Genomic DNA, 14,530 nt, shown 5'->3' with positions numbered 1-14,530 from the left:
CTTTACCGAATAAAACAATAAAGCGCCGAACACCCTGAAGGGAATGTTCGACGCTTTATTGTAAATTCAAACGATCACTTGACCGGTCGATCAGCCAGCCTTGACGGCGTGGCGGGCAACGCGACGGATGTCGTCGCGGCCAATGCCGAGGTCGTGCAATTCGCGGTCCGACATGCGGCCCAGTTCAGTAATGGTCTGACGATATTTGCGCCAGTTGTTCAGCGAGCGAGTGATGTTCATGGTCTTGCCTCTTTTCAGCGTTTGCTGGCAAATCGGCCAGCCCTTCATGTGTTGAAGAGAATATATGCGCTGCGGCATAAGTTATGAAGTGCCATTCCAGCGGAGCACCTATGCCGTGGATGCATGGCGCCTCAATGATTTATTAAGGAATGTCTATTTTGCGAGCAAATTCGGCTCAAACCGGTCCGGCGGCTGAAAATCTGCGTTTGAGCGCTTTCAATCGTTCATGGATGGTGGGGAAAAAGAGGCTGAAAACAATAACGCCCACCGGGGGAGGAGATCCGGCGGGCGTCATTTGAAATGGGCGACAACTGGGAGGAGGAGGGTTGTCAGCCCGTTCGGCGCGCATTGGGAGGAGGAGTATGCTGCACCGAAACTGAATTGCAGCTTGCGCTGCCTGCATCCGTAAACACTGATGTTCTCGTCTGCTGTTGGCAATTATCTAATCGTTTTTATGGGTTTTGTGCAGTGCGATATTGTCATGTGAGCTATGCGTTTGATGCATGAACTAACGATCGCTCGTCTAACACCCATGCCGACCTGTTCATTCTCGCGACTGCGAAGCTCAAAACGGGTTTTCGACATCGGTGAAAATGCGCCTATATAAAGAGCTGCCGCTACGGACGGAGTTATGATGTATCGAGCGAAACTGAAGAGAGATCTTGATCGCTGGACCGATATGGGCCTGATCAGCAAACAGGCCGCCGAGGCGATGATCGAGGATCACGACGGCCGGGCGGGCAATTTCAATATCGGCGGCGTGTTGCTCATGTTGTCGGCGGTGCTGGTCTCTGCTGCCATTCTGCTGCTTGTGGCCGCCAACTGGCAGGCCATTCCGCGCCTGGTGAAGGTTTCTTGTCTGATTCTGCTGATCTGGGGCTTTCATGGCGGTGCGGCCTTCTGCCTCGCTCAAGGGCGGCAGGCGTCGGGCCATGCCCTTCTGGTGCTGGGAGCGGCCAGTTTCGGCGCAGCACTGTCGCTGGTTGGCCAGCTGTATCACCTGTCGGGCGACCTTCTCGATCTGGTTTATCTTTGGATTGGCATGGCGAGCCTGTCCTGCGTGCTGTTTCGCTCCGGCGCGATGGCGGCTTTCGTTGGTGTTCTGGCGCTGGGCTTGGCGGCAGCAACCCTTGACCAGTTCGACTTTTCCTGGACGCCGGAGACGGTGTGGACGCCGCCCCTGCTGGCTGCGCTCGTTACCTGCCTGGCGCTTTTCACCGGCAACATCCGGGTTCAGCATATATCCGGTTTGCTGATTCTTGGTTGGCTGGGATGGATCTATGCCGAGGTCATGCAGTCGGGCCTTGCAATGGTCTATGTCGCTCTAGGTGTTACCGCATTCGCGGCGTCGGCCCTGCCGCTGCTTGCTAGATATATGTCCGTGCAGATTGCCGGTTTTCATGGCTTGCTGTTGGCCGCAATGGGCCTTTTCATCCTCAATATAGATTATGATCACGGTTTGTCGCTGGCTTTGGTGGCCGTCACGGCGGTTGGTATCTCCATTGTTGCCCTTGTGCTTCGCGGGCGTCACGATGGCGTGGTGCGGGCGCTGGCCTATCTGATTTTCGCAGGCGAGATCCTCTATCTGTCCTTTACAACGATTGATTCTTTGCTGGGCACATCGGGCTTTTTCCTGATCGCCGGTGTGATTGTCGCTTTGCTGGCCCTCGGCGTCAGCCAGATGGAAAAGCTGCTGGGCACGCGCAAGCGTCCGATGGCGGTTGAAGGACGGGGGCGGTCATGATGCAGCGCAATCATATTTTTCGTCTGGCTTCCGCTGCTGTTCTTCTGGCTGCCCTGCAAACGGCGGCAATCGGTTACCAGATCGGCGAGCGGGCCAATATTTTGCGCAACGGCCAGGAGGTCCTGTTGCGGACTGAGGCCGTCGATCCGCGCGATCTGCTACGCGGCGATTATGTCGTGCTGAATTATCCGATTTCCCGCATTCCTGAGGACAAGATCGTCGGTCCTCGTCCCTCGCGCCGAGAGGATGTTCGCCTGCATGTGCGCGTCACGCCGCAGGCCGATGGCTTTGCCACGGTCGAAGAGGCATCGGTCGCCGATATGCCGCCAAAGCCCGGAAGCGTGGTGCTGTTAAGCGAGCCGATTTCCTTTCCATCGCCTCTCGCGCCCGGGGACAGTTTGACCGTGCATTACGGGATCGAGCGATTCTATGTTCCTGAAGGTGAGGGCCGCGATATCGAGGCACAGCGCAATCAAGGTGCTGTTTCAATCGCCATACGGGTGTCTTCTGCGGGGCGGGCGCAGATCCGGCAATTGTTCGTTGCAGGCCAGCCAGTTTACCGCGAACCGGATTTTTGACCGATGCTTGCGCGGGGTGCGATTTCACGGTGAGGACATGTCACTGTCATTTTTCCTTTGCGTGTTGAAAAACGGGTGTTATAGAGACCGCGCTCCGGCGGGGTCATGCAAAGTGCATGACGTTCTGATGGATCGCGGGTATGGTGAAATTGGTAGACACGCCAGATTTAGGTTCTGGTGCCGCAAGGCGTGGGAGTTCAAGTCTCTCTACCCGCACCAGAACGTAAGGCAGCAAGGCAGAGGGCGGGAATGCGTGCATTCCGGCCCATTGTTTGTATGTTAGGGTCTATGTGATGAGGCCTGCACGCGTGGCCTTTAGAGCTGCTTTGCCTGGCAAGATGCTGAATGTTTGCCACACAGCCGCCTCTGGATCAGCGGAGAGCGTGTTGGCTGGATAATCCCTTGAACCAATATCGGTTCAAGGGATTATCCAGCGAACTTAAAGTATTACAGCGTTGCTTGTGCGTTTTATCAAACGCATGGCACTGTGGAGAACCACCGGCTGCCTCGCAGCCCAGACGATAAGAACCGGCTGTCCGGGCACGGGCGCCAACGAAACACATGGCTGTCCGAGCATGGCTGCCACGACACGAAGGTTAGAACATGCAGGTTATCGAAACGCTCGCTGAAGGGCTGAAGCGCGAACTCAAGGTCATCATTCCGGCCGCTGACATGGAAGCGCAGATGAATGAGCGCCTTGCCGACGTCAAGGACAAGGTTCGCATCAACGGTTTCCGTCCGGGCAAGGTACCGGCAGGTCACCTGAAGAAGATGTATGGCAAGTCGGTCATGGCCGAACTGGTCAACGAAATCGTTCGCGACCGTCCCTCCGCTATCCTGTCTGAACGTGGCGAAAAGTCCGCGACCCAGCCGGAAGTGGCGATGACCGAGGACGAGGCAGAAGCCGACAAGATCCTCAATGCGCAGGCCGATTTCGAATTCACGCTTGCCTATGAAGTCATTCCCGCTATCGAATTGAAGCCGGTTGATGGCATCAAGATCGTCCGCGAAGTCGTTGAAGTGTCGGAAGACGAAGTCAACGAGCAGATCATGAAGATCGCCGAAAGCGCGCGGACCTTCGCCACCAAGGACGGTGTTGCTGCTGATGGCGACCGCGTCACCATGGATTACCTGGGCAAGGTCGATGGCGTTCCCTTTGACGGAGGCAAGGACGAAGATGCAGAGCTGGTCATCGGCTCCAACCGCTTCATTCCCGGCTTTGAAGAGCAACTCGTTGGCCTGAAGGCTGGCGACGAAAAGGTCATCAACGTGACCTTTCCGACCGAATATCCGGCTGCAAACCTGGCTGGCAAGGATGCCACTTTCGACATCACCGTCAAGGAAGTTGCGGCTCCCGCTGAAACCGAGATCAATGACGAGCTGGCCACCAAGCTCGGCCTGGAATCGGTCGACAAGCTGAAGGAAATCGTCCGCGGCCAGATCGAAAGCCAGTACGGCAATGTCACCCGCCAGAAGATCAAGCGTCAGATCCTTGATCAGCTGGACGAGATGTACAAGTTTGAGGCGCCTTCGCGCCTGGTCGATGCCGAGTTCGACAATATCTGGCGCCAGATCAACACCGATCTGCAACAGTCCGGCAAGACCTTCGAAGATGAAGAGACCACGGAAGACGCCGCTCGCGAAGAATACCGCGCCCTGGCTGAACGTCGCGTTCGTCTCGGCCTGGTTCTTTCCGAAATCGGTGAAAAGGCCGCTATCGATGTGACCGAGGAAGAAATGCAGCGCGCGCTTTACGCCCAGTTGCAGCAGTTCCCGGGCCAGGAAAAGCAGATCATCGACTTCTTCCGCAACACGCCCGGCGCTTCTGCTTCGCTGCGTGCTCCGATCTTTGAAGAAAAGGTCATGGATAAGCTGATCTCCGAGGTCAATGTTACGGACAAGACCGTGACCAAGGAAGAACTGCTGGCCGAAGACGAAGACGGCGACGACACCAAGCCTGCCAAGAAGTCCGCCAAGAAGAAGGCTGCCAAGGCTGAAGACGCTTCCGCTGAAGGCGAAGAAGCCGCTCCGAAGAAAAAGGCTGCTGCGAAGAAGAAGGCTGCTGACGAAGGCGACGCTGAATAAGCGTACCTTCTGCGACTTCGGTAATGATAAAACCGCCCTTCGGGGCGGTTTTTTTTATGGTGATGACGGTCTTTCTGAAAGGCGGGGTGACGCCCGACAGGGCCAGCTCTTCCAGAGAATCAACCGTCTTTGATAGAAAGCTATTGAGAAATCCGCATGGTTGGGAGAGCGGCATGCAGATAGAATTGATCCGCAGTGCCACGCTGCGGTTAAAGATGGCCGGGCAAACGCTGCTGATCGACCCTTGGCTTGCAGCCAAGGGGCAGGGCCGAAGCTATCGTGGGGCCTTGACCTCGCCACTGGTCGATCTGCAAATCCCGGTCGAGCAGGTGCTTCATGGCATTGACGCGGTGCTGGTTTCGCATCTTCACTCCGATCATTTCGACGATGTTGCTATACGGTTATTGCCACCTGACATCGCGTTGTTCTGCCACCCACGTGATGTGGCGGCGATCCGTGCCCTTAGCTTTTCGCGGGTGATGGGGCTTGAGAGTGGCACGCAGCTTGGCGACGTGTGCCTGGAAACGACAGATGGCCAGCACGGGCCGCCTGAGGTGCTGGCGGATATGGGAGACGTCAGCGGCTTCCTGCTGCGGGCCGCCGGGGAGCCGGTGCTTTACTGGGCTGGTGACACCATCCTGTGCGATGCGGTGCGCCAGGGACTTATCGATCACCGCCCGGATGTGATTGTCGTTCACGCCTGCGGTGCGGAATGGAACGGCTGTGGACCGCTGGTAATGGATGCCGCCATGGTGATGGAGGTCTTGCACCTTGCGCCCCAAGCCATGGTCATAGCGACTCATCTCGACGCCGTCGACCACGCCACCGTCAGTCGCGCCGATCTTGCCGCCGCCACACAGAGGCAAGCGCCAGAGGCGAGAGCAAGGCTCTACATTCCCGCTGATGGCGCCAGCCTGGTTTTCTAGACTATTCCCGCAAAAGTGCGCAGCGGGTTAGCTCTGGCGAATGCCAGGTTTTCGAGCCTATTGCGCCGCATTTTTCACGGTTTTTTCGACCTTCAGTTCTCCCATCCGGTTCCAGGCGTCTAGTCCGGCGATCTTGTAGGCTTCGGCCAGCGTCGGGTAATTGAAGGTGTTCTCGACGAAATATTCCACTGTTCCCTTCAGGTTCAGCACGGCCTGGCCAATATGAACCAGTTCGGTTGCGCCTTCGCCAACGATATGAACGCCAAGCAGGCGGCGGGTTTTCAGCGAAAAGATCATTTTCAACATGCCGCTATCGAGGCCCATGATATGGCCACGCGAGGTCTCGCGGAAATGGGCGATGCCGCATTCGTAGGGAATGGCGCGTTGCTTGACCTCTTCCTCGGTCAGTCCACAGGTGGAAATCTCCGGCACGGCATAAATGCCGTAGGGGAAATATTGCGGTGGCTCACCCGAGGGCGCGCCAACCGCATGGCGGGCGGCGATGCGGCCCTGTTCCATCGATGTGGAGGCCAGGCTTGGAAAGCCGACCACGTCACCCGCGGCATAGATATTGGGAACATCGGTCTGGAACGTCTCCGGATTGACCTTCAACCGGCCACGGTTATCAGCCTCCAGCCCGCAGGCTGCAAGGTTCAGCGTATCGGTGGCGCCGACGCGGCCTGCGGCAAACAGCACCATTTCGGAATTCAGCACCCGGCCATTCTTCAGCGTCACCCGACATTTGCCATCTTCCTTTTCGACCTTTTCCGCCGATTGTCCGAAGATCAGCTTCATATTGCGGTCACGGAGCTGGTAGGAAAAGTCCTCGACGATTTCCTTGTCGATGAAATCCAGCATGCTGTCGCGCGGTTCAACCACTGTCACCTGGGTATCCAGAGCGCTGAAGATCGTCGCATATTCGATGCCGATAACGCCCGCGCCGATCACCACCATGGAACGCGGCACGTCCTTGATATGAACGATATCATCGCTGTCGAGAATGCTGACGCCATCGAAGGCGATATGGGCAGGCCGGTGCGGGCGGGTGCCGACTGCCAGCAGGATTGCATTGGCGCTGACCCGCTGCACTTCGCCGTCTTCCTTGGTGACCTCAAGCGTATGAGCATCAAGGAAGATGGCATGCCCGCGCAACTGATGCACTCGGTTGCGGGAAAACTGGTGTTCCAGCACATCGACTTCATGGTCGAGGGTAATCAGCAACCGGCGGCGAAGGTCATCGGCGCTGATTTCCTGCTTGACGCGGTAGGAGCGGCCATAAAACCCGCGCTCGCGCCAGCCGGTCAGGTTGAGAGCCGTTTCACGCAGCGTTTTGGAAGGGATGGTGCCGGTATGGACGGAGACCCCGCCGACATGACCGCCGCGCTCAATGACCAGGACCTTCTTGGAAAGCTTGGCGGCCTGAATGGCAGCCCGGCGTCCTGCGGGACCGCTGCCGATTACCACGAGATCATACTGGTACATATCCGTTCTTCCTGTTTGCTACCGGCCTGCCTTGACCGTTGCCTGGCTTGTCTCGCAACGCAATTGCGTATGCCAATGACGACAATGATAGCAGAGCATTCTAACTGTTTGGTTATCCCGCATTGCGCTGCACACAAAAAATCCCCTTAAAAAAGTGGGTCTTTTAGGGGCTCCTACTGGACGAGAGGAATCCGCGAAAGGATCGGACCGTTCATAAAACGAATCCGGAAATGGTGTTATCAGACTGATATATATAGCAGATGGCGATTTCCGGGGTCTCTGTGGAAGAACATCCAGGTCCGGTGGCTCAGTGATTGCGCCAACCGGTCGGGACAGCCTATATATTTCATGTTCCTCCCGCCAATATGGATCTTCCCATGTCTCTTGCCTCCTTCAATCCGCGCGTCGCCCGGCTCGCGACGCCGCCTATTCCCTCGGTTTTCGGTTGGGGACGCGCTTATGATGGAGCGGCTGGACCGTTGATCGATCTGTCGCAGGCAGCGCCCGGCCATCCACCGCATGCCGATCTGCTGGCCTGGCTCGCACAGGCGGCGGGGTCCGCAGAGGCCTGCGGCTATGGGGCAATCGAGGGGGAGTTGGTGCTCAGGCAGGCCTACTGCACGCATCTGTCCGAGCTTTATGGTGCAGGTTTTACGCCGGAGCAGATTCACATCACCGCCGGTGCAAACCAGGCTTTCATCTGTGCTGCCATGGCGCTGGCGGGAGCAGGTGAGCGGATCGCGCTGACCGATCCCTTCTATTTCAACCATGATACGACGCTCGCCATGCTGGGCATTGAAACGGTTGCCTTGCCCTGCGACAGCGATAACGGTTTCCTGCCGGATCTCGACCGGGCCGAACAGGTGGTGAAAAGCGGCATCAAGGCGTTGGCGCTGGTAACGCCCAACAATCCGACCGGTGCGGTCTATCCGAAGGAATTGCTCGCCGATCTCTACCGGCTCTGCCGCGCCCATGGCGTCTGGCTGATTGTCGATGAAACCTACCGCGATTTTCTCGATCCTGGATTCGGCAGGCCGCATGACCTGTTTTCGCAGCCGGATTGGCCGGAGGGTCTGATCCAGATTTACAGTTTTTCGAAATCCTTCGCCATCCCCGGTCACCGCCTGGCGGCGATTTGCGCTGGCGCACCTGTGGTGGAGCAAATTGCCAAGATTATGGATAATTTGCAGATCTGCGCGCCGCGCGCTGCCCAGATCGCGCTTGCCAAGGCTTTGCCGGTTCTGGATGGCTGGCGGGCGGACAACGCCGCCGAGATCGCCCGGCGTGCCGTGGCGCTGCGTCAGGCCTTCGACCTTCTGCCGCAATGGCATTTGGCATCGATCGGCGCTTATTTCGCCTTTGCCCGCCATCCGTTCGGACAGGCGGCCTCCATTGATGTCGCGCAGCAACTGGCGCGGCGAGCAGGCATTCTGGCGGTTCCCGGCGGATTTTTCGGGTCGCGGCAGGAGGGCTATCTGCGGCTTGCCTTCGCCAATGTCGATTGCCCGACCATAGCGACATTGCCGGACCGGTTGAGGACATTTACGATGGCTGGTTGAACCCTGTCTGGAAAAGGTGACGGCTATGGCCTTCGACAATGAAAAGCTCGACGCGCTGCGGCGTAAATACGGCGGCGAGACCGGCGGAGAAGTGTTTGATCCACGCTTCAAGCGGGTGGCTGAAAAAATCTTTGACAGCAAGGGGACGAGGCTTGCTCCTTATTCGGGCATTCCGACATTTCTATCGGCTCCCTATCGACAGGTCGAAGCGGAGAATCCGGATTTCGGCGGTCTGGACGTGGGGATCATCGGTGTGCCGATGGACCTTGGCGTCACCAACCGCCCTGGTTCCCGCTTCGGGCCACGGGCACTGCGCACCATCGAGCGGATCGGGCCGTATAACCATGTGCTGGATTGCGCGCCTGTACATGAGTTGAAGGTGGCGGATGTCGGTGACGTGCCGTTTGCCAGCCGCTATCGGCTGGAACAGAGCCATGTCGATATTGAAAACCGTATTGGCCAGATGGTGGCGCAAGGAGTGGTGCCGCTCAGTGTCGGTGGCGATCACTCAATCACCCATCCGATCCTGAAGGCCGTTGGAAAAGACCGACCTGTCGGGCTTATTCATATCGATGCTCATTGCGATACCAGTGGCCTGTTCGATCAGACCAAGTTTCACCATGGCGGTCCGTTTCGCAATGCGGTGCTGGACGGCGTATTGGACCCGACGCGCACGGTGCAGATCGGCATTCGCGGACCGGCCGAATATCTCTGGGAATTCAGCTATGAAAGCGGCATGACGGTTATTCATGCCGAGGAGATTTCAGCGCTTGGCATTCCAGCGGTGATCGCCAAGGCTTTGCAGGTGGTCGGGGATGGTCCGACCTATCTGTCTTTTGATATCGACAGTCTCGATCCGGCTTTTGCGCCGGGAACCGGCACGCCCGAGGTTGGCGGCTTGACCACGCGCGAGGTGCTGGAATTGCTGCGCGGTCTGAAAGGCATCAACCTTGTCGGTGGCGATGTGGTGGAAGTCGCGCCACAATATGACGCGACGACCAATACTGCCCAGGCGGGTGCCCAGGTGCTGTTCGAAATCCTCAGCCTGATGGTTTACAGTCCGTCCATCGGCAAGGAATAGACATTTCAAGACGTGGTAAGGGTAAAGGCGGGGCGAGGGTGACCAAGTCTCCCACGCCTTTTTATGAAGCAGCTAAAACGTCCTCGAAGGTGAATGTCTATTTTTCCATAACTAAAAACCCGGCAATCTCTCGATGCCGGGTTCCAAAACTGTTACCGCCATTGAAAGTCGGTTTATTTCTTGATTGAGCCGACGGCCAACTGGTCAACCTGGCGGTTGAGCCGCAAACCAATGACCGGGATCATCCGGTCTTCGACCTTGACGGAAATGGTGACGTTCATGGCTTTTTCGTCTTCGATGCTGGCGACCATGGCGCCGTTCAGCTTGGCGCGGTTGATGCCCATGACCACCTTATCGCCATTCACCTGGCCGGAGATGATGTCGAGGCCCTTGCCTTCGGCGCCGTCGAGGAACTGGCCGCTATAGGCGCCGCCCTTCATTGAGATCACCGCATTCATCGGCTGAGAAAACACGCCGACCCGGCACGTCCCGCCCAACTTGATGCCAGCCTCTGCACCTTCGACAGGCTCACCCGTCAGATTGCAGTTGAATTTTGTACCCTTATACTTTCCAGCGACGATTTCGCCGGGTCCGCTCCAGGCACCGGAAACGGATTCGAAGAACTGGCGATCCTTCGGGGCGGCATCAGCAACGCCTGCCGGAAGGGCAATGGCGCAGGCAACGGCAAAACTGCCGAGTAGCAAAGAGAAACGGTGCGGCATCGGCTTTCCTTGGCGTAATCGACGAACACTTGGTTGCTGATTTATAATGCCAGGATGGTTAATATTTCCTTAGTTGCCGCGGTCTCGATGCGGTTTGCGCCCTTTGTCCCACAAGAGATGTCTTGAAGAAGGTTTTTCTGAATTTGTAAGTTTTACAATGCCTTGTCGCTGGGATTGATGGCTGGTTTCAGCGCTGGCATAAAGTCTCCAATGCCTGGACGTCTTAACGCTTTGAACTCCAGGGGTCGGCAGAGGTCCATGGCGGCAATACCGATTCTCGCCGTCATCAGCCCGTTGATCACCCCTTCGCCAAGCCGTGCCGATAGCCGTGAGGCAAGGCCGTGACCCAGAACTTGTTGGGCAAGGCCATCGCCAATGGCAATCGATCCGGTCACGGCCAGATGAGCAAAGACATCGCGCAAGAGCCGTAACATGCCGATGGAGCCGGGGCGGCCTCCGTAAAGGTCCGCCATGGCGCGTACCAGACGCACCACTTCAAACAGCACATAGGCAAGGTCGACAAGGGCGCGCGGGCTGACGGCGGTGACCACAGAAACCCGCTTTGAGGCATTGATAATCAGGCCGCGCGCTTTGGCATCCAGAGGTGCCAGCAATTCTCGTTCGGCCAAGGCAATCAGATGCGGTGCATCGATAATGTCGTTTTCGGCAGCTTTCAGCACGCTCCGGCCTCTGGCGGTTTCTGCCCGGTGCTGGGTCAGATCCTCGACCTCCTTGACCAGTTTGCGCGCTTCGCTGGCTGTTCCCTGCAAGGAAAGTGCGCTGGCACGCTGTTTGATGGTCTGCACGGCATTCAGCCGGTAAATGCCAGCCAGCTCCCGGATTACCACGACTGTCAGCGCCAATAGGCCGATGCCCAGCAGGGTCAGTGCGGTATAACCAAGCCAATCGGCGCGGGTGAAAAGATCACGGATCAGATCGTCGATCCAGAGACCGATTGCAAAGGAAGCAAGCGCGCCGAATGCCGCACCGGCCAGCTTGCCGAAGGAAAAGCGGCGCTTGGCGGGTCTTGCAATCGGGACGATGGCGTCGTCTTCGCTCAAACCTGCCAGGAACGGGTCCTCAGCATCGGGCGTGATCGTCACATTGGCATCGAAGCTTTTTGGCGCGCGCTTTTGCTGCTCTGGGGCCTCGACAAAAGGCGGGCGGGCAGGGGAGGAAGATGGCTCCTCAAGCGAAAAGGCCGCAGGCCGGCGTGGCATCGGGCGTTGATCTTCTGGTGTCTTGCTCATGCCAGACGGTCTCCGAGGAGAAATTGCAGGGCGCGGTCGAGCCTGATGTGTGGAATGGACAGCTTTATGCCGCCGCCAGTTTCGTCCAGTTCCGGCGGGCGAAATCTGATAATGTTGAGATCCGGCCCGGTGTCTTTTCCGGATTTTGGCGTTTGAAACAGGCTTTCGATATTATCCGGCAGGTCGCCTGGAAAGACCGCTGTCTTGCGGTTGCCATCGAAGCGCTCGTTGCCGATGGTTTCGCCCTGCATGGGCGTGCCGACAACGACTGGCAGCAGATGACCATCCTGCTTGACGGTCGCTTCCCGCGTTGCCCGCACCGAGGCGAGGGCAACCACCTCAATGCCCGCGCCCGTCATGCCGATGGAGGTGATCGCCCCATCCACCAGCCGTCTGGTGACGGCCTGTAATTGCTCGTGGCTTTCGTGATGCAAATGATCGGCCTTGGTGGCGGCCACCAAAACCTTGTCGATCCGCCGTCCAAGCAGGCCCCGCAGCCAGCTGGAACTGCCGGGGCGAAAGCAGGTCAGCACATCGGCCAGCGCCCGCTCCAGATCCTGCACTGCTTCCGGTCCGCGATTGATGGCCTGGAGCGCGTCGACCAGCACGATCTGGCGGTCGAGACGGGCAAAATGTTCACGGAAGAACGGTTTGACCACCACGCTTTTATAGGATTCGTAGCGACGCTCCATCATGGCGCGCAGCGAACCCCTGACGATCTTGGTGTCGGGCTTCAACGCCAGCGGCGCAAAGGTCAGCGCTGGCGACCCGTCAAGATCGCCCGGCATCAGAAATCGGCCAGGCGGTAGCGTCGAAAGTGACCGCTCGTCGGCCTTGCAGGCTTTCAGATAATCGGCGAAAGCCTCCGCCAATTGGCGGGCGGTGGTTTCATCGGCGGGCGCATCCGGATCGACCCGGCTTGCCAATCCCAGCCAACGCGCCGACAATTCCTTGCGGATGCCTGTCTGGGCCAGTTCCACGGTGTTGCGGCTGAAGGTCTCATAATCCTGAGCGAGAAGCGGCAGATCCAGCAGCCACTCGCCGGGATAATCGACGATGTCGATGGCGAGCTTGCCGGAGGAAAATATCCGGCCCCAGCTGCTGGCGCTCTGATACTCCACCACCAGCCGCAGTTCAGAAATGGCCCGGGTAGAGCCCGGCCAGACCCGATCGCGGACCAGCGCGCGAATATGGTCTTCGTATTGAAAGCGCGGCACGGCATCATCCGGCTGCGGTTCCAAGGTGACGCGGGAAATACGGCCTGATTGCAGCGGCTCGAACAAGGGCAGGCGGCCGCCATTCAGCAGGTTATGGACCAGCGAGGAGATAAAGACGGTTTTGCCGGCCCGCGACAGGCCCGTGACCCCGAGACGGATCGTTGGATACAGCAGGTTCGAGGCCCGGTCGGCAAGATTGTCGAGCGCGATGCGGGTCTCATCGGTAAAGCTGGTCATGGATGGCGGCACTGGGCAATGGTCCTGTTGTTTGCCTGCATATAGGGTGCGCGCCAGCGGATTGAAGGCCCAGCGGATGACGGCCCAGTGGATTGAAGACTTAAGCCTAAGACCATTGCGTCATGACCGCTTGCGCGTCCTTGCTACGTGCGCCTTTGCCACATACGCTTTTGGTAGCCGACCCCTCAGGGCTGAAGAAAATCCACAAGCTGCCATCGGCTGGGGGTGTCTGCTGCGTCGATAATCGCCAGTCCGCCCGCCGGGTAGCCCTGCGGAATGGTGCTGGCCAAAGCCTGTTCGCCGATCAGCACATGCAGACACTCTTCGATTGCCGGATTATGGCCGATCAGCATGATCGACCCCTGCGGGGAAGAGGAGTGCAGGATTTCCAGATAGGTCTCGGCGCCACCGTTATAAAGCGCATCGATATAGCGGATTTCCACATCCTCTGCGCACATGCTGCGGCGCACGGCATCCGCTGTCTGACGACATCTGACAGCTGTCGAACAGATCACCAGATCGGGGCGGTAACCTTTGTCCGCAGCCATGCCGGTTATCATCTCGGCATGAGCGTAACCCGTATTGCTCAAGGGCCTGTCGAAATCCTTTTGCCCGGCCCCAGGCCAATCGGCGGCGGCATGCCGCATGAGATAGACCCGGAAAGGTTTGGAGACAGTGACGGTCATGCAGATGGTGTCCGTTGGATCGAAGCCTTACCTATCCCGCCAGTTCATGCGGCGTCAACAGGATGGGTTGTAGCGGCTGGAAGAGGTATGTGACCAGGCTGGAGGCGCTGGGTGTAAACCTTTGTCAAGGGGTTCTGCGACAAATAAGCCACACGAAGGAAAAACGATGAAAAAATAGTCCTTTAGCTGATTTTTGTAACAGATTTAAAAATCAAGGAAAGCCTTGAGTAAGGCTTGAATGCGACCTTTTCAAAGTATATACGTCCGCCATTGAGATGTTCTTCAGGAGAATCGCGTTGAGTGAGAAGATCAATCTTAGCGACTATGTGCTCTCGGATGACGACGAGTTCATGAACGCGAACCAGCGAGCTTATTTTCGCGCCAAGTTGATCGCTTGGAAAAACGACATCCTGCGGGAGGCAAGGGAAACCCTCGGCCATCTCGCGGAAGAGAGTGCCAATCACCCTGACCTTGCAGACCGGGCATCTTCGGAAACCGACCGCGCAATCGAGCTTCGAGCGCGTGACCGGCAGCGCAAGCTGATCTCCAAGATTGATGCTGCGTTGCAACGGATCGACGATGGCACCTATGGCTATTGCGAGGAAACCGGTGAGCCAATTGGCTTGAAGCGCCTCGACGCCCGCCCGATCGCGACCCTGTCGATCGAAGCGCAGGAACGCCACGAGCGACGCGAAAAAGTCTATCGAGACGAATAGACCAAAA

13 protein-coding genes and 1 tRNA gene are annotated in these 14,530 nt (G+C 57.8%); 8 read left to right on the top strand and 6 right to left on the bottom strand.

The window, feature by feature from the left end:
- Positions 1-90 precede the first annotated feature (90 nt).
- Complete coding sequence (locus FS819_RS07865; protein ID WP_015916194.1) at positions 91-240, bottom strand: DUF1127 domain-containing protein; 150 nt, start codon at positions 238-240, stop codon at positions 91-93.
- Positions 241-874: 634 nt separating this feature from the next.
- On the opposite strand from FS819_RS07865, the gene FS819_RS07860 reads away from it, so the two are divergent.
- The 5 genes from FS819_RS07860 to FS819_RS07840 all read left to right on the top strand — a co-directional run bounded on the left by FS819_RS07860 (position 875) and on the right by FS819_RS07840 (position 5,573).
- The gene (locus tag FS819_RS07860) at positions 875-1,984 is read left to right on the top strand and encodes a DUF2157 domain-containing protein (protein WP_197434053.1); all 1,110 of its coding nucleotides are present in this window, start codon (positions 875-877) and stop codon (positions 1,982-1,984) included.
- A complete protein-coding gene (locus FS819_RS07855) occupies positions 1,981-2,562 on the top strand; it encodes a GDYXXLXY domain-containing protein (RefSeq protein WP_156547663.1) in 582 nt (193 codons plus the stop codon). The genes FS819_RS07860 and FS819_RS07855 overlap by 4 nt, the downstream gene beginning before the upstream one ends.
- Before the next feature lie 134 nt (positions 2,563-2,696).
- Positions 2,697-2,781, top strand: a tRNA-Leu gene (locus FS819_RS07850).
- Between the two features lie 384 nt (positions 2,782-3,165).
- Entirely contained in the window at positions 3,166-4,647 is a 1,482-nt protein-coding gene (tig, locus tag FS819_RS07845; RefSeq protein ID WP_015916191.1) for a trigger factor, read from the top strand.
- Positions 4,648-4,820: 173 nt separating this feature from the next.
- Positions 4,821-5,573 (top strand): MBL fold metallo-hydrolase, encoded by a 753-nt coding sequence (locus FS819_RS07840; protein ID WP_156547664.1) that lies wholly within the window; start codon positions 4,821-4,823, stop codon positions 5,571-5,573.
- A gap of 57 nt (positions 5,574-5,630) precedes the next feature.
- On the opposite strand, the gene sthA is transcribed toward FS819_RS07840, so the two are convergent.
- On the bottom strand, positions 5,631-7,055 hold the full coding sequence (sthA, locus tag FS819_RS07835; protein WP_070164859.1) for a Si-specific NAD(P)(+) transhydrogenase: 1,425 nt from the start codon (positions 7,053-7,055) through the stop codon (positions 5,631-5,633).
- A gap of 377 nt (positions 7,056-7,432) precedes the next feature.
- Here sthA and FS819_RS07830 point away from each other — a divergent pair, with 377 nt between their 5' ends.
- Both FS819_RS07830 and speB read left to right on the top strand, forming a co-directional pair.
- Positions 7,433-8,614, top strand: coding sequence for an aminotransferase (locus FS819_RS07830; protein ID WP_156547665.1), 1,182 nt, complete (start codon positions 7,433-7,435; stop codon positions 8,612-8,614).
- 25 nt (positions 8,615-8,639) lie between these two features.
- Complete coding sequence (speB, locus tag FS819_RS07825) at positions 8,640-9,695, top strand: agmatinase (RefSeq protein ID WP_156547666.1); 1,056 nt, start codon at positions 8,640-8,642, stop codon at positions 9,693-9,695.
- A gap of 173 nt (positions 9,696-9,868) precedes the next feature.
- Here speB and FS819_RS07820 read toward each other — a convergent pair whose 3' ends face one another.
- The 4 genes from FS819_RS07820 to FS819_RS07805 form a co-directional block, all read right to left on the bottom strand.
- Positions 9,869-10,417 carry a hypothetical protein gene (locus FS819_RS07820; protein WP_156547667.1) on the bottom strand — a complete coding sequence of 183 codons (549 nt, stop codon included), beginning with the start codon at positions 10,415-10,417 and terminating at the stop codon, positions 9,869-9,871.
- Between the two features lie 152 nt (positions 10,418-10,569).
- Positions 10,570-11,667, bottom strand: a complete 1,098-nt coding sequence (locus FS819_RS07815) for a YcjF family protein (protein WP_156547668.1) — start codon at positions 11,665-11,667, stop codon at positions 10,570-10,572.
- On the bottom strand, positions 11,664-13,133 hold the full coding sequence (locus FS819_RS07810) for a YcjX family GTP-binding protein (RefSeq protein ID WP_234624420.1): 1,470 nt from the start codon (positions 13,131-13,133) through the stop codon (positions 11,664-11,666). Before FS819_RS07810 ends, FS819_RS07815 begins: the two co-directional genes overlap by 4 nt.
- A 173-nt stretch (positions 13,134-13,306) precedes the next feature.
- On the bottom strand, positions 13,307-13,807 hold the full coding sequence (locus tag FS819_RS07805; protein ID WP_156547669.1) for a SixA phosphatase family protein: 501 nt from the start codon (positions 13,805-13,807) through the stop codon (positions 13,307-13,309).
- 296 nt (positions 13,808-14,103) lie between these two features.
- Between FS819_RS07805 and dksA the strand changes: the two genes are divergently transcribed.
- Entirely contained in the window at positions 14,104-14,523 is a 420-nt protein-coding gene (dksA, locus tag FS819_RS07800; RefSeq protein ID WP_041696655.1) for an RNA polymerase-binding protein DksA, read from the top strand.
- The last annotated feature ends 7 nt before the right edge of the window (positions 14,524-14,530 follow it).

Source organism: Allorhizobium sp. Av2, from assembly GCF_021462805.2.
GTDB lineage: Bacteria > Pseudomonadota > Alphaproteobacteria > Rhizobiales > Rhizobiaceae > Allorhizobium > Allorhizobium vitis_G.
The sequence above is the reverse complement of the archived record's forward strand: the minus strand, read 5'-3'. Positions and strand labels throughout refer to the sequence as shown.